The following is a 24,825-nucleotide window of genomic DNA, read 5'->3' as shown; positions in this document are numbered from 1 at the left end:
TGCTTAATGGCACAGGCGCCTATAAATTAAAGGAGATTTCCTCATCATCCTCATATAACGGAACATCGGTTTTGCTGCTGGCCAGTTCAATGTTCTGCAGAAGGATATCGGGCTGCTTGGCGATAGCATCAAGAATGCTCAAGTAGTCCTCCAACATCCGCTCCGCTGTCTGCGTATAGTACAGCCGTGAATTGTACTCCAGCCTCAACCGAAGCATTCCGCCCTGCTCCATAGCTTCCAGCGTCAGTTCATAATCGGTCAGATTATAAATCTCATCGATAGAATGGCCAATCGCTCTTTCATCCACGGGAACATTTTGATAAATAAACACCGTGTCAAACATTGGGTGGCGATTCGCGCTTCTCTTCACGTTCAAATGATGGATCAGCTCGTCCAGCGGGTAGTCTTGATTGTCGAACGCCTGCACAGCGCTTGCTTTAATATGTTCCAGGCAGCTTAAGAAAGTCAGCTCCTTGCGGGGACTAACCCGCATCGCCATCATATTGATAAACATGCCGAGAATTTTGTCCATCTCCCGCCTTGGCCGTCCCGTAACCGGTGAACCGATAACAAGATCGTCTTGCGCGGAATACTTGGACAGCAGCACGGCATAAGCGGCGAGCAGCAGCATATACATCGTCGTTCCAGAAAAGCTTGCTTGCTGTTTCAGCTTTTCCGTCATCTCCCTGTCAGCCAAGCGCATCACTAAACCACTCTCAAAAGCAAAATGCTCGGGTCTTGGCTGATCTGTAGGCAGCCGCAGCACGGGGATTTCGCCCGCAAACGTCTCTTCCCAGTAAAGCTGCTGACGCTTCATTTGCTCCGTCTGCATGAAGGCGAGCTGCCACTCCACATAATCCTTGTATTGATAAGGCAGGGCGGGCGGCGTTTCGCCCTTATACAGCTGCACAAGCTCCCTCATGAAAATTTCCATCGATACGCCGTCCGTAATAATGTGGTGGGCATCGTACAGCAGGTAATATTTTTCCTCCTCTACCTTCACAAGGCCAAGCCGGAAAAACGGCGGTTCACTTAAATTAAACGGCTGCTTGAACCGATTAATAAGGTCTTTCGCCTCAGCCTCTCCTGCTTCCCAATAACCCATCTGAAATGGGGCTTGATCCCTGATCACCTGAACAATTTCCCCATCCATGCTCGTAACGGCGGTTCGCAGCACCTCATGCCTGTCAATCATGCGGCGCACAGCCAGCTCCATCCGCTCGGGCTCCACCCGGATGTTCAGTACTGAAACTCTGAACTGATTGGCGCTTGTCAGATTCGGTTCCCGTTTAAAACCAAGGAACATGCGTTTCTGGGCGTGGGAAGCCGGATAGTACGGCTTTGCAGTCGCCTTCTGCATGGGCGGATACTGGCTGGAGCGGATAGGGCCCCGACTAGCGGATTGCTTTTGCAGGTGCTCCGTCAGCTGAACGATGGTCGTATATTCGAATAAATCGCTGATGGACACCGATTCGAACGTATGCGTCTCAATCTCGCCCTGAAGCTTCATTAATACGAGTGAATCCGCGCCCATTTCAAAGAAATTGTCATAGATGTCAATCTCCTCATAGCCGAGGACGAGCTTGCAGCATAAGGCAAGCTTCTGCTCCAGCTCAGAGTAGCTGCCAGCCTCCCGGCCAAGCAGAACGACGCCGTCCGCGCTGCGTTCCTTCTTCTGCATACTGCCGCCGCTTTGCTTCCGCTTGTTGTCTTTCTTCGCAGCAATCCGCTTCCGAATCGAATCGGAGCAAGCTACACCGGAGCGCTCAAGCAGCATCGCGCCTGCTCCGTCGTAGTGGATTTGCCCTATCAGCGCTCTGCTTGCACCGCTTTGCACCAGGGTGGCGAAGCCTTCAAGCCCTTGCTCGGTCGGCAGCGTCTTGAAAATCGTATCGAATACGTGCCCGCCGTCAAAGGCCATTCCGGTCTCCTTCCACGTCGTCCAGTTCACAGTCAGCGTGCGTCCGCCTCTTCTTTGCCGGTAAGGCGCATAAGCATCCAAATAGGCGTTAGCTGCCGCATAATCCCCCTGCCCGAAGGCACTGAACATGGTAGCAACCGACGAGAACATTATGAAAAAATCGAGGTGCAGGCTTTGCGTAAGCTCATCTAGCACCCATGTTCCGTATACCTTCGGTGCGTAGATGGCCTCAAACATATCGTCGCTTCTGTCGGCAAGCGGTCCGTCATTTGAGACACCAGCACCGTGCACGATGCCTCGTATTTGTCCATACTTGCTTTTCAAATCAACGATAACCTTCGCCATAGCGCTATAATCGGCTACATTCGCACCGATGCATTCTACCATCGCTCCAAGCTTCTCCAGCTCCATCACCGTGCGAAGCCGCTTTCTAAGCTTGTCTGATGCGCTGCTGCCCTCAAGAACAGCCTGCCATTCCGAGCGTGGCGGCAGCGAAGTACGGCTAATTAAGGCCAAATTCACCTTGCTCTGAGCTGCAAACCACTTCGCCATTTCCAGACCAATGCCGCCTAGTCCGCCTGTAATCAGGTACACCCCTTGCTCTTGCAAATTCAAGCGGCGGCTGGTTTCTGACTGTTCGTCTGGGAGTTCGGCAAATATTTCCGTATATCTGTCGCCATTTCGAAGCGCGACGCCGTACACGTCATTGGCCTGAAGCTCTCCCATAAGCTGCTCGAGCGGAACCGATTCCTCTATATCGATAAATTTGCATGCAACATCGGGCAGCTCCTTGGCTATAACCTTGCCCATCCCATAAACAGGAGCATGATCAGGTAGAAGCAGCTTCTCTGTGCCGGTAGCTTCTACAGTATTTCTAGTTAGGATGTGCAGCGCAATCGGCTGCTGGATTTCCGCCTGTACCAGCGCTTTTGTCAAATAAAACAGGCTGTAGGCACCACTTGTTTGCCGGCGCTTCAGCGTCTCCAGTGTATCGCTGACGTCATGTGCGTTCAGCGCTAACAGATGAATGATTTGGCCAAACGGCTTATCCTTCAATGCTTGCATAAGCTGGAGATAGCTTGCCTTCGAACCGTCAATTCGGTAACCCTCGCCACTCGAGCTGGCCGTGCAGCCAAAGGACACATCGTCCTCCGCAAGCTCCACCTCGATAACCAGCCTGCCGCTTTCCCGCATAGATGCAGCTATGGTCTGTCCGACTCCCGCCCGATCCATAAATATGACGGCTGCTCCTTCAATGCCGGATGGTTCGGGGCTTCTGCCGCACTTGCGCCACTGCATGGCGTAAAGCAGCGTATCTTCAGCACCGTCCTTCTCGCCCCGCTGCGGCATCTCGAGATCAAGCCAGCAGCGCTGCTTCTCAAAGGCGTAGGTTGGCGCATACGTTTTGCTGCGGACTTCGCCCTGATACAGCTCCTCCCAATTGACATCCGCTCCGCGGACATACAGGCTGCCAATGTCATGAAGCAGCTGCTTGTCCGTTTTTCCGGTACCGATGAACTGCCGGACCTTCTCGGAAGCGGTACGGGTCAGTTCCGCGTGCTGCGGCTTCTTAATTTCATTTTCACCCAATACCTGCTTATTGCCGGAGACGACCTTATGCCTGCCGTAGCGGATATCATTGTGAATGGTTTCTTCAAGGGAATTGCCTGCCAGCAGAGCGATTTTGCACCTTAAGTCGGCGGCATCCTCGAAAATGATGGCAATGCGGTGCGCGTAATGGCCTCTTCCGGTGTTAGCCGTATAGCACAAATCCCGAAGCGGGATTTGCGCTTCCCCGTTTAAGTACTGCTCATAGCGGGATACGATTCCAGTCAGCGGCGCCATGCTTTTGGCCGATATCGCAAGGACATGAGGCAGTCCGACGTAAACGTCCTCTGCGTGCTCTGGCCGCTGCGGTGGAGCATACTCCTCCAGAACGATATGGCAATTGGTTCCGCTCAGGCCGAAGGCGCTGATGCCGCATCTGCGCGGATGCTCGAGAGCTTCCCACTCCCGCAATTGGGTGTTGACGTAGACTGGCGAATCGCTAAAGCTAATCGCCCCATTCGGCCGGTTGAAATGGGCCGAAGCCGGTATTTTGCGATGCTTTAACGACAAAGCGCCCTTGATTACGCCGGCAATGCCGGCGCATTCGTACAAGTGGCCCACGTTGGTCTTAACCGTGCTGACTGCGCAAAATTGCTTTCGATTCGTATGCTTCCGGAACGCCCTATACAGTCCTTCAATCTCGAGCGGATCGCCAAGCCTCGTTGCTGTTCCATGCACTTCAATATAGGAAAGCGTCTCTGGATCAATGCCGGCGTCCTGCCACGCCTTAAGCAGAACCTCAGCCTGGGCAGCCGAATTGGGAGCGGTTATCCCGATTGAGGTGCCATCCTGGTTAATGGCACTCCCTTTAATAACCGCGTAAATCCGGTCCCCATCCTGCACGGCCTGGCTAAGCGGCTTCAGCAAAACGGCAGCACTGCCCTCTCCCCAGCCGGCGCCCTCGGCCTCTGCGTCAAACGTCCGCGTCCGTCCGTCCACCGCTTCAACCCCCAGCTTGAGGCCTGAGTTGTCGATGGGCAGAAGATTGAGCCTGATGCCGCCAGCAATTGCCATTTTGCAGTCGCCGTTATGAATCGCCTTGCTGGCCAAATGAATCGCAACCGACGAGGAGGAGCACGCCGTATCCAAAATGAGTGTTGGCCCCTTCAAATCAAGCATGTAGGAAATTCTCGTCGGAAGCATGGCGGCAATGTTGCCTGTTAATGCCGTTGCCGCTGATTCCGGCTCTGTTTCCAGTATCATGGAATGATAGCTCGAGCTGCTGGAGTAGCCGACGTATACGCCTGTTTGACTTCCAACAAGCTTATTCCCGCCATAGCCAGCATCCTCAATGGCTTCCCAGGCCGTTTGCAAAAATATGCGCTGGGACGGGTCCATCAAAGCGGCCTCATTCGGCGTTATGCGGAAAAATCCATAATCGAAGGAAGCAATATCGTGCATATAAGCGCCCGGCGAATATTTTAATTCCCAGCCCATTTCATCAAGCATGTTAGTCAGATAGCCGTCAATGTCTGCGCTTCTCTCTTGCGGAAAAGCTCCTACTAAATCAACGCCGGAGGCGATTTGCCGCCAGAATTCCTCTGAGGAGTCAGTGCCCGCAATATGGGAGGCCATCCCAATAATGGCGATGTCCTCCTTGCGGCTCTCCTCTTGCTCTGCCTGCGCCTGCCTAAGCAGCGTGACCATGCGGATGGCATCTTCTTTTTCGATTTTTCCTTCGGTAGCTCTCTTGAGAATATAGTGGTAAAGCTTATCCATAGCCTTTTACCCTCCGGGCGTCCAAAGTTGCTGCGCCAATTACTTTTTCCTTGTATCGCTGCTGTTCTGGCCGGTTTTCGTCAACTGGTCAATCGCTTGTTCAATGGATAGTGTGCCATTGCCTAGTTCCTCCAACAGCCGCTTCGTATCCTCCTCCAGGCTGGCGCCTGCACTTACCTGCTGCAATACTTGCGACATCTCGCGGTCGTACGTAAGATGTTCCAGAGCTTCTGTGCCTGTTGCATCCTGCTCCTCTTCATCCTCCCGCATATACAGCTGCAGCTTGCTGACGGAGGTATATTCAAACAAATCCAGCAATCTAACCTTGCCCGGATAATGCTTTTCCAAAGAAGCGTGAACTCTGCCAAGCAAAATCGAGTCGCCGCCAAGCTCGAAGAAATTATCATCCATGTCGATTTCATTAAAGCCGAGAACCTCGCAATATATTTCCGCCAGCTTCGTTTCAAGATCGGTGTATTCGCCGTCTTTTCCCGTAAGCTTGATTTCCCCTTCGAAACGTCTTTGCGAAGCCAGTTGCCTTGCCTCCCAGCGCTTCTGGGACCCCGTGATGGCAGCTTCTATCGGCGCATCCAGCAGCTGCGGAACGAGACCAAGCTCCCACAGAAGATCTGATCCGTAGTTGAGCTCCCCGATTAAAACGTTTGATACGTTCCGATTTAAAGCCTCGTCCAAACCGCGCATGGCCACCGCTGTCGGCAGCGCCTTGAAGGCCCCGTCTGCATTGACGCCAAACTCCACCGCCATACCGGTTTCCTTCCAGGCGACCCAGTTGATGGACAGCGCTTTTTGCTGGTTCAACGTTTTGAATTTGGCAAATGCATCCAAAAACGTATTAGCTGCGCAGTAGTCCCCCTGCCCCGGTACTGCAAAACGCGAGCTCATGGAGGAGAACATCAGGAAGAAATCAGGTCGATCCTGCTCGGTCAGCTTGTCGAGAATCCACGTTCCGAACACCTTAGGATGGACGACCTCGTTGAACACCTGCTCTTCCTTCAAGTAAAGGAAGCCATCACCGCCTACACCAGCACCATGAACAATACCATTAATGCGTCCATAACGTTCGCGCAGACCACCGACCAACTCTTCCATCTGCTGCAAATTGGCTATATCGAGACTGTAGCATTCGACATGAGCACCCATTGCTTCAATCTCGCGTACCGCTTTCATTCTCTGAATAGTTTTCCGGTCAGTTCTACTGTTGCGGTCGATAATATCATCCCATGTCCCTTTGTCCGGCAAAGGCGTACGGTTAATGAGAGCAACATTGACTTTCTTTCTCGATGCCAAATATTTGGCTGTCTCAATGCCCATGCCGCCTGTACCGCCGGTAATGAGATATATCCCTTCTTCCTTGACTTCGATCGGCTGCTCGTTTGCCTCTTGCACACGGTATTCTTTGAAAATTTCGGCATACCGCTCATTGTCGCGGAAAGCGACCATATAATACGACGGAGCTGCCAATATTTCGCGTATAATCGTATCCAAATGCGTTGCTTCATCGATATCAATAGCGCGGCACAGCATGCTCGGCAGCTCTTGCCTTGCGGATTTTCCAAGTGCCAGGAGCGGTGCATTCCATGGATTGACACGGGATTCGCGGCCGCTTACAACATCTACATTATCCGAAATAATAATCGTATCGGTTACAGCGCTTAACCCTACTTGAGCTACCGCTTTGGATAGGTAAAACAGGCTGTAGACGCCTCTATACTGCGTTTCATTAAAGCCGTTCCAGTCTAAAGCCATGCCTTCCGGCACGATGCTGAACAGGTGAATGATTTTGCTCCACGTTTTGCCCTTGTTATCTTTCAGCAGCAACACATAATCGTCCACCGTACCGCTTACGTGATAGCTGCCGTCATCCAGCTTGGCATACTGCTTGCGCAAATAAACTTTGACGGTATCGGTTCCCTTGCGGTTCCACTCATCAGCGAGCGATTGCCCCAAGCCCTTCTCGTCCATAAAGATGAGAACAGGTCCGGCCTGACTAATCTGCTCGGCCATTAGCTGCTCCTGCCTTACCCACTGCCCCCCGTAATACAAGCCGCCAGCGGTTACTTCTGTCACAGCTTGCTCGTATTCCGGAATCTCGACCCAGCAGCGCTCTCGTTCGAACGGATAGGTCGGGAGGCTGATCCGGTGCAGTTCTTCTCGGAAGTAGAACGGCTCCCAATCGGTCTCTACCCCCTGTACGTAAAGCTCGCAAATGTGCGGCAGGCTGCTGGCATCAGAACGTTCCCCGTCTACATAATCGTCGACCAATTGTCCGAACTGCTTCGTCATGCTTATCCGCTGGCTTTCCGAAATTTCGCCCTCGGATTTTTTCGCTTTCGTTTCCGAGACGATTTTATGGTAGCCATAGAACAACCAAGGCTGTTTTAGGTTGTCGAACCCGTATTCGTCCACCTCACTAAGCTTCCGGTTGAAATCCTCCGCATCGTTTACGATAAGCACCAGCCTGTGCGCATAGTGGCCACGCCCAGTGTTCGCGGTATAACAGGCGTTGCGGAAGGCAGCGGCTGAACCGTCGCCAAAACGCTGAGATTTATATTGGCTCACCAGGCGCCGAAGCGCGGTTTCCGTCAGAGCGGAGATCGTAAACAGCTGCGGACGGGGAAACTCCTCTTCGCCTTGCTGGTGCGAGGACTCAGCTCCCAAATACTCTTCCATGACGACATGGCAGTTCGTTCCGCTCATGCCGAAGCCGCTTACACCGCATCTTCGCGGATGGCCTTCCGGCTCCCACAATTTACGAGTTGCATTGACGTATACTGGTGAGTTCATAAAGTCGATTTTTCGGTTCGGGCGGTTAAAATAAAGGTTTGGCGGCAGCTCCTTGTTTTTGAGCGTCAAAACCGCTTTAATGACACCCGCGATGCCTGCAGCCTCTGATAAATGCGTCAAATTCGTTTTTGAAGATCCGACCGCGCAAAATTGTTTCTTCCGGGTATAGCGTTTAAATGCGCGATCAATACCCTGGATTTCAATCGGGTCTCCCAATTGGGTGCCCGTTCCATGCGTTTCAATGTACGTAACCGTCTCAGGATCAATAGCGGCATCTTCCCATGCCTGAATAATAACTTCCTCCTGGGCAGCCGGGTTCGGTGCAGTCAAGCCAGCGGAGCTTCCATCTTGGTTCGATGCGCTTCCCTTGATGACGGCGTAAATATTATCCCTGTCCTGAATCGCCTTCTTAAGCGGCTTGAGCAGAATCGCTCCAACCCCTTCGCCTGTTCCCGTTCCTTCGGAGAGCTCATCAAACGCCCTTGTTTTGCCATCTCCCGACTCCATGCCGATACCTCTTGGCGAGCCTTTGCGGAAAATAGGCATCATATTCAGCCGCACCCCGCCGGCAATCGCCATTTCGCAGTCGCCCATGCGTATCGATTTGCAGGCCAAATGCACGGAGGTTAGAGAGGAAGAACAGGCCGTATCGACAACGACGCTCGGGCCCTTCAGATCAAACAGGTATGAAACCCTGCCCGTTGCTACCGAAGCGGTATTGCCTACTAGCGAAGCGCCTTCCGACTGCGGCTCGACCTCGCTAATGATGCGGTGGAAATAAACCATATTGGAAGCAAACCCGAGGTAAACCCCCGTTTTCGTGCCATAAATCTTTTTGCCTCCGTAGCCCGCATCTTCAATGGCATGCCATGCCGTCTGCAAAAACAAGCGATGGTTCGGGTCGGTCGTACTCGCTTCCTTCGGAGACATTCGAAAAAATCGATAGTCGAACTTGTCTATTTCGTCCAAATAACTGCCCTGCTCGTAATCGACCGCATTGAGCGGCCAGCCCTTGAAGGCCACGTACTTTTCCATATCCCTTCTTCTTGCATCCGGATAGCCGCTGCCGTTATCAACGCCGGCTTGCAGCGCTCCCCAGAATTCCTCGCTCGTGCTCGCCTTCGGAAACTGGAATGACAAGCCGATTACGGCAATATCGCTGTCCGTTGACAAGGCTTCACGTGCAGCGATCGTCTGCTGAGGCAGGCTGCTCTCCGCATCCTGCTCTACGATATATTCCGCCAGCTTGGAAATCGTCGAATGCTCAAACATGTCCGCAACCGTTAACAAGCCTGTGTAGCGCTTATCCAGTTCCGCATGGATGCGCATCAGCAATATCGAGTCGGCGCCAAGCTCGAAAAAGTTGTCGTTAATGTCGATCTCTGCATAACCGAGTGCATTCTGGCACACCGTGGCAATCGTTTTCTCGGTTTCGTTGTATGCCGCTCCGTCACGGCCAGTCAGCTGCACTTCACCGCTCTTTGCTGCACCCTTAGGCTTCGCAGCCTTACTCACGGAGCCAGAGCTGGCAAGCTGCTGCTTATAATAATCCAGTCTGCGCTGCAGCGGCTCTGACAGCCTGACTGTCGCTTTTTCAAGCAATAAAATGCCCAGCCGGTCGTAGTTGAAGCTGCCGATTAGCGCTCTGCGGCTTTGCTTGTTCAGCAAAGCGGTAAACCCTTCAATACCGCTCGATGTTGGAAGCGTCTGGAAAATGGTACTTACCGCAACGCCGCTATTTTTCGCCATTCCGGTTTCCTTCCAGGTTGTCCAGTTAATCGTCAGCGTCTTTTTGCCCTGCTTGCTACGATAATGAGTAAATGAGTCCATATAGGCGTTAGCCGCCACATAATCGCATTGGGTAGAACCGTAATAAATCGTTGCGACGGATGAGAACATGACGAAGAAATCAAGTTGATCATCCTCCGTCCATTTATTCAGCAGCCACGTTCCGTTCACTTTAGGCAGGAGCACCTCGCGTATGACGTTCTCCTGCTTGTCCTTCAGCAACTGGTCGATAGCCACGCCCGCGCTGTGGACGATACCGTCAATTTTTCCATATTCGCTGCGAACCTCGGAAAGCATGGCTCTAAGCTCCTGCTCATCAGAAATGTTTGCCTGACACAGCTTTACCTGTGCTCCAGCTGCCTCCAACTCGCGAATCGCGTTAATCTTATGAATCGACGGCAAATCCGTCCCTGTCTGGGTAATCGCATCCCATTGTTCCCGGCCAGACATCGCCGAACGGTTCACGAGGATCAGGTTGATGGAAGATGTGCTTGCGGCTAGCGACTTGGCAACCTCAAGACCGATTCCTCCGGTTCCCCCCGTAATGATGTAAACGCCCTGCTCCTTAATTGTTACAGGCTCGTCCGCAATGCGATCGGGCTCCATTTGAGCAAATTGCTCGACGTAACGGCCACCTGCGCGGAAAGCGACCGCATAAGGCGACGAACCTGCACCATGCATAATCTCTTCCTTCAGCTGCGCCGCATTTGTTTCCTGATCCCTATCAATGCTTCGAACGTTGAACTGCGGATGCTCCTTCGTCACAACCTTGCCGAAGCCAATAGCGGTTGCGTGTTCCGGCCGAATGAGCTTCTCCACACCGCTCACTTCTTGGGCACTGTCTGTTAGGAGAACAACGTCAAGCTGCTGCTTTCCGTTTGTATGCAGCCAAGCCTTATATAGATAGAAGAGGCTGTATAGTCCGCGTTTTTGACTTTCATCCAACTGCTCTACGCTGTCGATTGGCCCGCTGCTATCCAAATTGAGCATATGGATGATTTGCACGAGCGTATCGGCCCCAATATCTTGGAAAAGCTTAATATAATCGTCCTGCGTATTGCGGATCGTATAAGCACCGGAATGATGCTGGATATATTCCTCACCTAGCGAGACATTAATAATGGCCCTTTGGTCCAGCGCACATGCTGCCTCTAAGTCTTCAGCCATTTGCTTGTTGCTATCGCTTCTTCCGCCAAGGAGCAGGACTGCCCCAGCCAAAGCTGTTCCGGTTTTGGATGAACGCTCCTCTGCCGTCCATATAGGAGCGAAGTAGAAGCCATCCTCCTTCGCTTCCTCTGACGCTTCCAGCTCGGGAAACTCCAGCCAGCATCTCGCATTTTGCAGCGCGTAGGTCGGCAGGCTGACGCGCTGCCTCCGTTCTCCTTCATAAAGCCCGCTCCAGTTAACATCGCCGCCGCTTGCATAAGCGGAGCAAAGCGAATGCAGCGACTGCTCATCCGATTTTCCAGATTCGATCCAGTTCTCTAAATGCTGCTCTGCCTCGCTGCCTAGACGGCGCTTCTCCTGCTCATCTATTTCGCCCGGCTTCGGCGCCGCATTGGCACGGGCTACAGGGTGGAATCCATAGAAGCCCCATGGGGCCTTGAAAGACTCCAGATCGGCTTCCAAGCAAGCACGGATTTTCACATGCAGATCGTCCAAATCAGCAGCCATTAGCGCCAGACGGTAAGCGTAGGCACTCCGACCAGTATTGGCCGTATAGCATATATTGGAAAGCGTTGAATTCCCGCTGCTTTGCTGCAAATATTCATCGTACAGCTGCAGCAGCTCCCGCAGCGCTTTGCTGCTTCTCGCCGAGAGCGTAAACACCTCTGGCCCCGCAGACGAAGGTTCTGCATCCGCTTGCTCCGGCGCTTCCTCCAACACAAGGTGGCAGTTGGTGCCGCTCATGCCAAAGCCGCTAACCCCGCCCCGTCTTGGGTGCCCGTCCGTTTCCCAATCACGAAGCTTCGTATTGACATACAAAGGCGAATCCGTGAAGGCGATAGAGGAATGCGGCTTTTGAAAATAGATCGTTGGCGGCAGCTTCTTGTATTTCAGCGATAGCGCCATTTTGACAAGACTCGCGATGCCCGCCGCCTCGCTTAAATGTCCGATATTCGTCTTGACTGAACTGATTGCGCAAAACTGCTTCTTATTCGTATATTTTTTAAAGGCGCCTTCAATGCCCCTAATTTCAATCGGGTCACCGAGAATTGTGCCTGTTCCGTGTGTTTCAATATAGTCAAGCGTCTCCGGGTCGATGCCCGATTCCTCCCACGCCTGCTGGATGACCGAGGTTTGTGACGCCGGGTTCGGCACGGTAATGCCTGCGGTCTGGCCGTCATGATTGGCTGCATTGCCTTTAATGACGGCATAAATATGATCCCCGTCCTTAAGCGCCTTCTTGAGCGGCTTAAGGAGCACCGCACCTGCTCCTTCGCCAACGCCCGAGCCGTCGGCCGTATCGTCAAACGCCCGTGTTCTCCAATCGCCCGACTCAATGCCGATGCGAATGTTTTCATCATCGACTGGAATAATATTGAGCTTAATCCCGCCGGCGATAGCTTGATCGCATTGCCCTGTCTTAATGGCTTGGCAGGCAAGCTCAATGGCCACTAATGCCGACGAGCAAGCCGTATCTACAACAAGTGCAGGCCCTTTCAAATTCAACAAATAAGAGATGCGGGTCGCCGCCATCGCCTGCATATTGCCTACCGTTGCAATCGGTATCAGCGTCGGATCGATATCCATAATCATTTTGCAATACAGATCCTTCGGACTTTGCGTATAGCCGAGATAAACACCGGTTTTGCTGCCTGTCAGCCTATCGCCACCGTAGCCGGCATCCTCAATCGCCTTCCACGCCTGCTCCAGAAAAATACGCTGATGCGGGTCAGTCAAGCTCGCTTCCCTTGGCGACATGCGGAAAAACTCATAGTCAAAACCGTCAATATCCTCCAAATAACCATATTCGGGATAAATGATTTTATCCTGATCCAGCTGCTTAAACTTGATATAGTCGTCAGTGTCATTCCTCCGGTTTTGCGGAATTTGCTTGACCGTGTCTATCCCATTTTCAATATTGCTCCAGTATTCATGGATATCCCGGGCTCCCGGCAGTCGCGCAGACATCCCGATTATGGCGATGTCATCCTGCACCTTCGCTCCGCCCTGCTTCAGCATGGCAATCATTTCGACAGCCGTTTCCTTGTCGATGTTGCCGCTTGTCGTCTGATTCACGATAAATGTAAAAATATTGTTTTGCACGATTCTCCCCTTTTCCTACAGATCTTCAATAACGTGAATGGCTTCTTCCAGACTCATATTGCCTTCCGCAAGCTTCCCGAATATGTCTCTTGCTTCTTGGCGAACGTCCTTGGCTACAGCAAGCAATGGCTGCTCCTGCTCCTCTTTGTTAATATGCTGCGCCAGCCGCTGGACGGAAGGAAACTCGAACATGTCGGTAATCGTCACCTTGCCGGGATACTCCGTCTCAATCAACTTATGAATTCTCATCAGCAGCAGCGAGTCCCCGCCGAGCTCGAACAAAGTATCATGAATGTCAATTTCCGGATAGCCCAGAATGGTGCTGAAAATATTAGCTACCTCCTGCTCGACCGCATTATAGCCTTCTCCCTGCTTGCCCCGAAGCGCAGCTTTCGAAGGTTTTGAGCTGTTGCTCACTGGGCTGTTTCCTTTCGGTAAAATAATCAGCCTGCCATGGTCGAGCATGGCGGCATCATAATTTCCGTTGGAGATGATTTTATGCCCTTCCTGTTCGGTATTTCCGTTCAATAACCGGCTGACCCGATCATTCAGGTCTTTGGTTAAATGAAATGGAAACGCCATCAGCAAGGACAAATATTCCGGACTTTCGTTCATTTCTCCGATGAGCACCCTCGTCATATTCCGCTGCAGCGCCGTATCCATGCTTTCAATGGCTTGCACGGTAGGCAGCGCCTTATAGAAGGAGTCGACGTTGATGCCGAAGCGGACGGACATGCCCGCCTCCTTCCAGGAAACCCAGTTTAACGCCAGAGCATGGCGCTCCTGCTTTCTCCTGTAGGCAGCAAAAGCGTCCAAATATGCGTTTCCTGAAACGTAGTCCCCCTGCCCAGCTTCTCCAACCATCGAAACGCCAGATGAGTGCATAATGAAGAAGTCGAGCTGGTCTTGCCGGGTAAGCCTGTCCAATATCCAGGTTCCTGCCACTTTCGGCTGCAGCACGTTTTTGAAGATGTTCAAATCCTTCTTGAACAAATAGCCCGCACCAGCTATACCAGCACCATGAATAATGCCGTTAATTCGTCCAAACTCATCCCTTAGTCCGCCGATAAGGGCCGCCATTGCTGCATAGTCCGCTATATCTACGCTATGGAGCGTAATACGACCGCCCAGCGCTTCAATTTCCTGGAGCTTCTGTATTTTACGAATCGTATCCTCGTCCTCGCCGCCTGCAATAACGGCTGCCCACTCCTCCTTCGGAGGAAGCTGGGAACGATTCACAAGTGCAATATTCACGTTTGCCTTGGAGGCCAAATACTTGGCGTTTTCAAGCCCAATGCCTCCGGTGCCGCCCGTTATGAGATAAACTCCGGTATCGCGAATTTCCGTCTCTACTTCCTCCAGCTTGAGCGGATCTATCGGGCCGTACTCCTCCGTATACCGACAGCCTTCCCGGTAAGACACGTGATATTGCTTCGTAAAATGCTCCAATTCCGGCCATATAGCGTCCACTGGCGTGAAATCATCCAGATCAATCGCTTTGCATACGATTTGCGCAAACTCCTGTGGAATAACCTTCCCTAAGCCAACGAGCGTCGCCCATTCAGGACTTAATTCAGCTTCCTGCCCCGTTGCCGCATGCAGCAGCTTCGTAAACAACAGCATATGCCGTTTTGACCTTGGGTCGTGCCTCATGAGCGATCTTGTTAAATAGAGCAGACTGTATATCCCGTACTGCTGGGTTTGCTCCAGCTCCTCCAGCGTTTCGGCAGCAAGACTTTCGGAAAGTCCGCACATATGCAAAATGTGTGTAACCGGACGCCCCATCAAGTCGGCCATTAACTTATCGTAATCGTCCTCACTGTTGGTCAGCGTATAGCGGCAATCGTCATGCCGCTCGAAACCATGCCCAAGGGTAGCTACAATGACGTTCCGGCCTTGCGCCCGCAGCTTGTCGATCATCGTCTGGACAAACGATGATCGGGATTTGTCCTCGATAATGAGCACATCGGCCATTTGTGCTCGTTCTGCATCCTCTGACAGCGGCTCGGCTCTCCAGTTAAACCCGTAGAAGAGACCACGCTCTTCTTCCGCTAAGGATTGTACCTGCTGCTGCAGCGGAGCATCGATCCAGCATCTGCTACGTTCGAAAGGATACGCAGGGAGTGAAGCCTTGGAGGGCTTCACCTCTCCAGCCAGCAAATCCCAATCCACATCTGCACCTTTGACGTACAACCGTGCTATTTGCTCGATTAGGCTGCCTGATGTATTCGGCTCAGCCCAATAGGCAGTTATCACAGCCGCCGCTTCTGCGCTTAACCGTTCCTGCTCCTTTGTCGGCAGGTCCTGCGCTTCAAGCGCCTCCTTGGAGGAATCGATGAGCCGGTGAACCCCGTAATATACCGCTCCTTCTGCTTCATCAAGACGAGCGCTGACGAGCTTGTCCCGTAAATCCGCTATGCTTGTCGGAAGCAGTGCCAACCGGTGTGAGTAATGTCCTCTGCCCGAATTCGCGGTATAGCAAACCTCATCTAAATTCAGTTGGCCATTATGCGCCAAATATCCCGAGTAGAGTCTGATTAATTCAAGCAGCGCCTGCTCTGACTTAGCCGATAGTGTAAATAGACGGGGTGCCGCCGACTCCCATTCCGGTGCTGCTTGAGCAGGCGCTTCCTCCAACACGACGTGGCAGTTCGTTCCACTGATGCCGAAGGCACTTACACCGCATCTGCGCGGCCCTCCGTCCGTTTCCCAAGCACGCAGCTTTGCGCTTACATACACAGGTGAGTCCTCAAACGGTATTGATCGGTTCGGATGGTTAAAATGGATCGATGGCGGCAGCTGCTTCGTCCGCAAAGCCATCACGGCTTTTATGACGCTTACGATGCCAGCGGCCTCGCTTAAATGACCAATATTCGTTTTCACGGAGCTGACCGCGCAAAATTGTTTTTTGCTCGTATGCTTCCGGAAAGCCGAATGAATGCCTTGAATTTCAATCGGATCACCCAAATTGGTGCCGGTGCCGTGAGTCTCAATATAAGCAATCGTTTCCGGGTCAATGCCGGCGTTTTCCCACGCCTGCAAGATAACATCCGTCTGCGCTTGCGGGTTTGGCGCGGTAAGCCCCGCGGACCTTCCGTCCTGATTGGTGGCGCTCCCTTTAATGACCGCATAGATGACATCCTTATCCCTTAAAGCGTCTTTTAGCGGCTTCAGAACGATGGCTCCAATGCCTTCCCCTACCCCAGAACCGTTCGAATGGTTGTCGAACGCCCGCGACACCCCGTCGGACGATTCTATGCCGGTCTGCATATAATCCTTGCTGAGCGGTACCGTATTAATGTTGATGCCGCCAGCAATGGCCATTTCGCAAGTGCGGCTGCGCAGCGCCTGGCAGGCCGAATCTATCGCTACAAGCGATGAGGAGCATGCCGTATCAATGACCATGCTTGTCCCCTTCAAATCGAGCAAATATGAAATTCTGCCGGAGATGACGGCGTTCAAATTTCCGACCAAACCAATCGAGAGAGCAGTGGGATCAATGTCCTCAATCATTTTGGCGTACATGTCTCTATAATTGCTGGCGTAGCCGACAAACACGCCTGTCTTCGAGCCCTCCAGCCTGCTTCCTCCGTAACCGGCATCCTCGACCGCCTGCCAGCTTGTCTCCAGGAACATTCTCTGGCAAGGATCCATTAAGCTCGCTTCACGTGGGGAAAGCTTAAAAAACTTATAATCAAATTTATCGATCTCCGGCAAATAAGCGCTTTTGTTATAACGGATTTCCTTCTCGGGCACCCCCTTGAACTGAAGGTAGCGGGTAATATCGCCGCTGCGCGTATCTGGAAAGCCGGTAATGCAATCAACTCCGCTTTCGACGACGTCCCAAAATTCCTCTATCGTGCTTGCAGACGGAAGCTTGGCAGCCATGCCGATAATCGCGATATCACCGGCATCTGTTACCGCTTCCGTTTCCAGCAGCTTAATTAAGTCAATGGCTACCTGCCTGTCTATCTTTTTGTCCTGAACACCCTGCACCAAATATTTGTACGCCTTGTCCATATTCTCACCTCTCTTTGGAGCCAAGCTTTGATAGCACCTGTTCAATATCCAAAGCCCCATTATCAAGCTCATCAAACATCCGGTTTAATTCGTCATCCTGCAGTGCCGTCCGATTGTTCATCGGAGCAGCCGCTGTGTCCATCCCTGCTTGTCGCCGTTCGATATGTCGAGCCAGCTTATGAACCGTCGGGTACTCGAACATATCGGTAATGATAACTTCTTCGGTGTAAAGCTGCGAAAGCTTCTGATAAATCTGTCGAATCATCAGCGAGTCAGCGCCCATTTCGAAAAAGCTTTCGTGGATGTCGATTTCGGAAAATCCGAGCACCCCTTTGCAAGTTTGAGCGACCTGCCGCTCGGTCTCGCTGAAAGCATCGTGCTCGCTTCCGATCAGCGTAACAGCTGCGTATCCAGCAGATTTAGATGATCTTTCCGGCACTTGCGCCAAACGTTTGTTTAACGCATCAAGGCTTGCAGTTATGTCATCTGACAATTGAATAGAATAGTTATGCAGCCATAACGCCATTCTGCTCTCCATATTTAGCTCCCCGATCAGCACTCTGCTTTGCGGCGTGCGCCAAACAAGGTCCAGCAGTTCCATCGCACGGGCAGCCTGTATCGTTTTAAAAATCGTATCCGCCTGAAAATTGTGGTCGGAAGCCATGCCCTTGCCTTTCCATGTCGTCCAATTAATGGTCAATCTTCTTCTTCCATCGCTTGATGGCGCTGTACTATAGGCATCGAGGTAGGCGTTTGCCGCCAGATAGTCGCTTTGATAGCCCGTCTCGAACATCGTCGCAACAGAGGAATACATAATGAAAAAATCAAGATGATCCTGCTGAGTCAGCCGATCCAACAGCCATGTGCCGTAAACTTTGGCACTGATGACTTGCTCAAACGTATCCAGCCTTTTTTCCGTTATAGACTCGGTACGTGCAATTCCTGCGCCGTGTACGATACCTTTGATTTCTCCGTGCTTTAAGCGGATGTCTTCCAGCATCGATGCGGTTTCATCGTAATTGGATACATCAGAGCGATACAAAACCACTTCTGAACCGCTAGCTTCGATTTCCCGAATACTCGCTATTTTCTCACACAGCTTACGATCCTCGTTCTGCAGCAAAATGCCATCCCACTTCCGCCGATCAGGCATTTCGGAACGATTGATTAAGACCAGCTTTATGCGGCCTTTGACGCTTAGCCATTTTGCAGTCTCAAGGCCAATTCCGCCCGTGCCGCCCGTTATCAGATAGACGCCTCCTGCTTGAACGGTCATTTCTTCGCTGCTGGGCGCATTCAGGCTGCTGCATGGCTCAAACAGCTCGACATAGCGAGTGCCGTTTCGAAAAGCAACGAGTCTGGCGTCTGAATTTATCGATAATTCAGATAAAACATCCTCCAGCTCCACCTCTTCGTCCATGTCGATGCTACGGCAGCTTATATTCGAATGCTCTTTAGAAAGAGCCTTGGCTAGCCCGAGCAGCGGAGCATTTTCCGGCCGAAGCTGTCGTTCTTCCCCTGTAATACGGCAGGCATTTTCAGTCAGCACGATGATTTCCGTATCGTGCTCGAAGCCGCATGCTGCCCATGCCTTCATCAGCAGGAACAAGCTCAGAGCGCCTCTATGCTGGCTTTCCTTCAGCTCGTCTATGCTGGAAACAAGGGTCCTCGTCAGGCTTCCGCAATGTATGATTCGAGCGATTCCTTGATCCTCCGACTCCTGCAAAAGCTGCCTATAGCTGTCCAGCAGTCTCGCTTCTACCGAAGCCATCTCCTCGGTCATCGACCAATCAGGAATCTCCGCTATAAGCACCTGCCTGCCCTGATCTCTGAACTCGCTTGCCAAACGGTCAGCAAAGCCTTCGTTGTCCTTGACGATGACCGTCACACCTGCGGCAGGCTCCGCCGCAGGAACAGCTAATCGAGCCTGCTGTTTCCAACTCATCGTAAAGACGGCTGGCGGCTTTTCCATAGCGGCAGCAGTGTCGGCGAAAGCAGCATGGGACAAAGTTCGCTTCGTATGCTTAGGAAATTCGGCCCAGCATTTCGTCCTCTCGAACGGATAGACCGGCAGTTGCACTTTAGCGTGAGGCTGCCTGGAGTAGAGCTGCTCCCACGGGATATCTGCACCCTGGACATAAAGCTGGCAAAGCTGCTTCAACGCTTCGGCACGGGCTGGCGCATTTTCCAACGCCAAGACAGCTTGCTCCCCATTCCGCCCAAGCTCGCTTTTTCTCGCCTCAGTAATGTCGCCTGGGTTTCGAATGCTGCGCTCGTCGCTTACCGCCCGGTATTCACCATAATAAATGCCCTCCGCTGGAAGCGAGCTAAATGTCTCCAGCTCGGCCAATAGCTTCAGTTTGCTGGACAGATCAGCCGCATCAGCGACGATAAGGGCAAGGCGGTGCGAATAATGTCCTCTCCCTGTATTCGCCGTATAACATATATCAGTAAGTGCCCCTGCAGCGCCATTCATAAAGCGGTCGGCATAATGTCGGGCCAACCTTATAAGCGATCCTTTGCTGGCCGCGGACAAGGTCAATATTTGTGGCGGCGATTGCGGTTCCTTGGCCTCTTTAGGTGCAGCGACTTCCGGTTTGTACTCCTCTATGATCATGTGGCAGTTTGTGCCGCTTAGGCCAAAAGAGCTGACGGCGCATCTCATCGGCTGCTCGTCATCTTCCCATTTTCTTGATTGAGCGTTGATGAACAGCGGAGAATCCTGCAGGTCGATTTTCGAATTCGGCGTCTGGAAGTAGAGCGTCGGCGGTATTTCCCGATGCTTGAGCGCCATTACAGCTTTAATGATGGATGCCATTCCAGCCCCTTCATTCAGATGGCCAATGTTCGACTTTACCGACCCGATTGCACAAAACTGCTTCTTGTCTGTGTAGGCCTCGATTGCCTGCTTCAACCCACTGAATTCGATCGGATCGCCAAGCGCAGTACCCGTGCCGTGAGCTTCGAAAAAGGCAATCGACTCCGGATGAATGCCAGCCTTCTCCCAAGCCCGCGTGATAACGTCGGTCTGTGCGGCCGGATTTGGCGCGGTAATGCCCATGGATGCGCCGTCCTGGTTAATGGCGCTCCCTTTAATAACGGCATGGATATGGTCGCCATCCGCCTTGGCTTTGCTAAGCGGCTTAAGTATAATGGCTGCTGTCCCTTCGCCGCTGCCCGAGCCATCGGCGTAGGCGTCGAATGCGCGCGTTTTTCCATCAGTGGATTCAATGCCGATTTTGTTGTGCTCATGGTCAAGCGGAATGAGAAACAGCTTTACGCCGCCAACTATCGCCATGTCGCAGTCGCCGCCCCGGATCGCATTGCTTGCCAAATGCACGGCAACTAAAGAAGAGGAGCAGGCCGTATCCACGACCATGGTCGGTCCCTTCAAATCGAGCAAATGGGAAATGCGGCTCGGTAGCATGGCCGATACGTTGCCGACAATCGCTTCCGACATCATGACAGGATCAACATCAGTCAGCATCTTCTGATACGAATCGCGAATAATGTTGGCAAACCCGACATAAATGCCTGTGCGGCTGCCGCGCAGCTTATCACCGCCATACCCCGCATCCTCAATGGCATGCCACGCTTTCTGCATAAACACCCGCTGGCACGGGTCGGTCAAATTAGCCTCCTTGGGCGATATTCGGAAAAATCGGTAATCAAACTCGTCAATACCTTCCACATAAGCGCAGTCCATATATCCGGGATGTTCATCAGGTAACTGGCCGATAGCTGCTAGATAATCCTCTGCGTATTCGCGTCGCTCTTGCGGGATAGGTCCCGTGCAATCTACAGCATTGCTGATGTTTGTCCAGTATTGGTCAACGGTATCCGCTCCCGGAAACAACGCGGACATTCCGATTATCGCTATGTCATCATCATGCGAGGCAGGAACATGCCTAGCAGCGGTATTGCGCTTGACCGCTTTGCTGTCTTCCTTAGTCAAAAATGACGCCAGCTTAGCTATTGAAGCGTACGCAAACAAATCGGCTATTGAGGTTTGTCCCGTATAACGCTGCTCTACAAGTTTATGCAGCCGGTGCAGCTGCACCGAATCTCCGCCTAGCTCAAAGAAAGTATCGTGGATGCTAAGCTCCTCATAGCCCAGTACCTCCCGGTACAAGCCCGCCAGCGTCTGCTCCACTTCGGAGTAGGAGCCATTATTGCTGCCAAGCAGCTTCACCTTCGCTTCTTGCATGGGCAGCGGCTTGCCTTGAACAGCCTGCTCACTGCTGCTGTCACTGAACATGATAGCTCGCAGCTTTTCCGGCAAATGGAAAACATCCTTGCTGAACAGCTCCAAACCGCTCGGGTTAGACGTGTTCACTTCACCGATTAATACACGGGTCAAATCCTTGCTGATGACTTTGTCGAAGCCATGCAGCGCTAATGTTGCGGGCAGCGTTTTAAAAATGCTGTCGATCGTTTCGCTCGTTCCCTCTCCCATTCGCGCCCCATCCCAAACGACCCAGTTGATGGCAAGGGCCGGCTTGCCGCGCTTCCTCCTATAATCAGCAAAAGCATCCAGATAGCAGTTTGCAGCTGTATAATCTCCTTGCCCCATCTCGCCAACAAGTGCAACGCCTGACGAAAATAAAACGAAGAAATCAAGCTCATCCTGCTCCGTAACTTTATCTAAAATCCAGGTGCCCATAACCTTCGGATTTAGCACCTCTTCAAACACAGCTGTGTCCTTGCGGATGAGAAAACCTCTGCCCGCAACGCCCGCCGCATGAATGATGCCGTTTATTTTTCCGTACTTTTGCCTCAGCCTCTCCATGGTAGCGCTCATTTCGTCCAAGGAGGTGACGTCAAGTGAAATGCACTCCACCTGTGCTCCAGTGGCGGCAATTTCATGCAGCTTCTTAATCGTGTCATGCAGCCGTGATCCGTCTGCCTGCTCCAGAAGCGGGCCCCATTCTTCAGGCTTCGGCAGTGAGGAACGGTTTAACAGCGCTAGATTTATTTTTCCTTTGGACGCCAAATGCTTTGCCGTAAGTAGCCCGAGGTTGCCTGCGCCACCTGTGATGACGTAAACCCCCTCCTCTTTAATGGAGACGGGATTGTCAGGCATTTGCTCGACATCGGTCTCTTCCATTATTTCTGCAAAACGCTTGCCGTTCCGATAGGCGATTTGATAGGTCGTTTTGTTGCGGCCCAGCTCCGAAATGACCTCTCGTACAGTCGTCGAGCCATCCACATCTATTGCTTTGCACGTAATATGCGGGTATTCAATTCCGATGACTTTACCCAGGCCGAACAATGGGGAGTTTTCCGGCTTCAAGCACGCTTCCTCTCCAGTAACCTGGTTTACATAGTCGGCGGCGATAATGATTTCATGCTTATGGCCGACGCCGGCGCTCAGAAGCGCTTTCGTCAAGTGGAACAAGCTGTATACGCCTAAGCTTTGTCTCTCATTCAGCTGCTCCGCCGACATCATCTCATCCGGTCCGTTATAGCCAAGCAGATGCAGTATTTTCGTAAATTTCACATGTTTAAGTGCTTCAGTCAGTTTGTCGTAATCTTCCTCTTTCTCGCTGATGATGTAGGACTCCGGGTTAAGCACCTGATAGTGTGTCCCCCGCTTAACATGTATGCAATGAACGCCTTCCTCCTCTAGCTGCTGTGTAAGCTCTGGCCATTCACCCAAAATAATAGCCGTTTCTCCCCGCATAGTGCGGGTGCGATGATCTGCCGCCTCCTCGATCCACTTCATTGTGTAATAGAGAGCGTTCGAACGCTCAGCAGGCGCAGGCCCTGGAATTTGCAGCCAGCTGCGCTTCCTCTCAAATGGATAAACGGGTATATGCGCCCTTTTGGCCCGGCTCCCCCTGTACATAGCGGACCATCCAATGGCTGCCCCAGCCGTATACAGCTCTGCGATTTGCTGCAGCAGCCCCGAGCGCTCAAGTGCGGCAGCGGCTTTCAACTGTTTAACGAGCTGCTCGGCGAGCTGTACGAAATTATCCTTGTCTCCTGCTAGCTTCGCAGTACCGTAAGAGAACCAAGGAGCATCAAAGCTGGTTAAATGCTGCCGCTGCGAGATTAGCTGCTGCAGCTTCCATTTCAGGTCCGCGATATCTGAGGCAACAACAGCTAAACGAAGCGGATGATGATCGCGCCCCGCTGCCAGCGTATAGCTAATATCCTTAAGGCTGGCCCGATTTTCTCCGTCAAAATATTCGCCCATATGCAGCAGCAGCGTATCGAGCGCTTCCTCGCTTTTCGCCGATAGCGGAATCATATAGGATTGATCCGGCAGGGCTGCCCCCTGTTCGGCGGTCGCGGTCTGAGCAATATATTCCTCCAGCACGACATGGCAATTAGTGCCAGACAAGCCGAATGAGCTGACGCCGCAGCGCCTTGGGGCATCTCCTTGAGCCCATGGCTTCTGGGACGTGTTTATGTATACCGGTGAATCGATAAACGGAATTTGTTTATTCGGCGTCTTGAAGTGAATGCTTGGCGGAAGCAGCTGATGCTTTAGCGCCAGTGCCGCTTTAATTAGACCCGCTATTCCTGCACAATCATAGAGATGGCCGATATTCGTCTTTACTGATCCGATTGCACAGAACTGTTTCTTATCGGTATATTTTGCAAAGGCCTTGCTGATTCCTTCGATTTCAATCGGGTCTCCCAGCTTCGTCCCCGTGCCGTGTGTTTCGATATAGGCAAGCGTTGCTGGATCAATGCCCGCTTCCTTCCAAGCCTTATTTAAAACGGCCGTTTGGGCGGACGGATTCGGAGCCGTAATCCCCATGGAAGCGCCATCCTGATTCACCGCGCTGCCCTTAATGACGCAATAGATAGAATCGCCATCCCGCTTAGCTTTGCTAAGGGGCTTGAGCAAAACAATCGCTGCGCCTTCCCCCATTCCCGATCCGTCGGCTTCATCGTCAAAAGCGCGGGTCTCATCGTCTGTAGACTCAATGCCCAGCTTTGCATGATTTTTGTTTTGCGGAAGCAGGTTAATGCGGACCGCGCCAGCAAGCGCCATTTCACAGTCTCCCCGGCGAAGCGCGTGGCAGGCCAGATCGACAGCTATAAGCGAGGAGGAGCAAGCGGTATCCACGATCATGCTTGGCCCTTTAAAGTTAAGCAAATAGGAAATTCGGCTCGGAATAATGGAAGACAAATTTCCCGGCATCGCTGCCGATATCAAAGAGGGGTCAACGGCTTCAATCATTTCCCGGTATACATAGCTTTCAACGTCACCGATATGGCCGGCATAAACTCCAATGTTGCTGCCTGCCAACTGCTGCGGCCCGTATCCTGCGTCTTCAAACACATTCCATGCCGCTTCCAGAAACACACGCTGGCGAGGATTCATCAATATCGCTTCTTTGGGTGGAATGTTGAAAAAAGAATAGTCAAATGCGTCGATATCCTCGAGATAAGCGCCGTTTGAGTAGGGGATCTCCGATTTTCCGGAAAATCTGACATACCGATCAGCGTCCTTCCGGCGCTTCTCCGGAAATTTCGTGACGCAGCTTACCCCATTTTTAATATTTTCCCAGAATGCCTCTGTATTTCGGGCATTTGGAAAACGCGTATAAATGCCGATGATGGCAATGTCGTGATGGTTAGCTTCCTTTATGGCTGCCGTTGGCAGTTCGTCTTGGCTTCTTAGACGCAATTGAGTCAAATCCGGCGATTTCGTCTTCAACTTCATCCCCCTGTTCTTC

The 24,825-nt window shown here is 52.2% G+C and carries 4 protein-coding genes; all 4 read right to left on the bottom strand.

The window, feature by feature from the left end; all coding sequences use genetic code 11:
• Positions 1 to 19 precede the first annotated feature (19 nt).
• From WH37_RS33530 to WH37_RS12290, 4 genes are read right to left on the bottom strand one after another with little or no spacing between them, the layout of a single operon-like run.
• Entirely contained in the window at positions 20 to 5,248 is a 5,229-nt protein-coding gene (locus WH37_RS33530) for an SDR family NAD(P)-dependent oxidoreductase (protein WP_052736939.1), read from the bottom strand.
• Positions 5,249 to 5,287: 39 nt separating this feature from the next.
• Positions 5,288 to 13,111, bottom strand: a complete 7,824-nt coding sequence (locus tag WH37_RS12300; protein ID WP_046230891.1) for an SDR family NAD(P)-dependent oxidoreductase — start codon at positions 13,109 to 13,111, stop codon at positions 5,288 to 5,290.
• A gap of 15 nt (positions 13,112 to 13,126) precedes the next feature.
• Entirely contained in the window at positions 13,127 to 17,131 is a 4,005-nt protein-coding gene (locus tag WH37_RS33525) for a type I polyketide synthase (RefSeq protein WP_052736938.1), read from the bottom strand.
• 4 nt (positions 17,132 to 17,135) lie between these two features.
• Positions 17,136 to 24,806: an SDR family NAD(P)-dependent oxidoreductase gene (locus WH37_RS12290; RefSeq protein ID WP_046230890.1), complete on the bottom strand. Its 7,671-nt coding sequence runs from the start codon at positions 24,804 to 24,806 to the stop codon at positions 17,136 to 17,138.
• Between the last annotated feature and the right edge of the window lie 19 nt (positions 24,807 to 24,825).

Source organism: Paenibacillus algorifonticola, assembly GCF_000971975.1.
In the GTDB taxonomy this organism is placed as follows: Bacteria; Bacillota; Bacilli; order Paenibacillales; family Paenibacillaceae; genus Pristimantibacillus; species Pristimantibacillus algorifonticola.
Note: the sequence above shows the minus strand (reverse complement) of the source record. Positions and strands in the feature narration are given on the sequence as shown.

Bases quoted from the DNA above. Each gene is read 5' to 3' on its own strand.
- WH37_RS33525 (WP_052736938.1), bottom strand. From the start codon at position 17,131: ATGGACAAGGCGTACAAATATTTGGTGCAGGGTGTTCAGGACAAAAAG.
- WH37_RS33530 (WP_052736939.1), bottom strand. From the start codon at position 5,248: ATGGATAAGCTTTACCACTATATTCTCAAGAGAGCTACCGAAGGAAAA.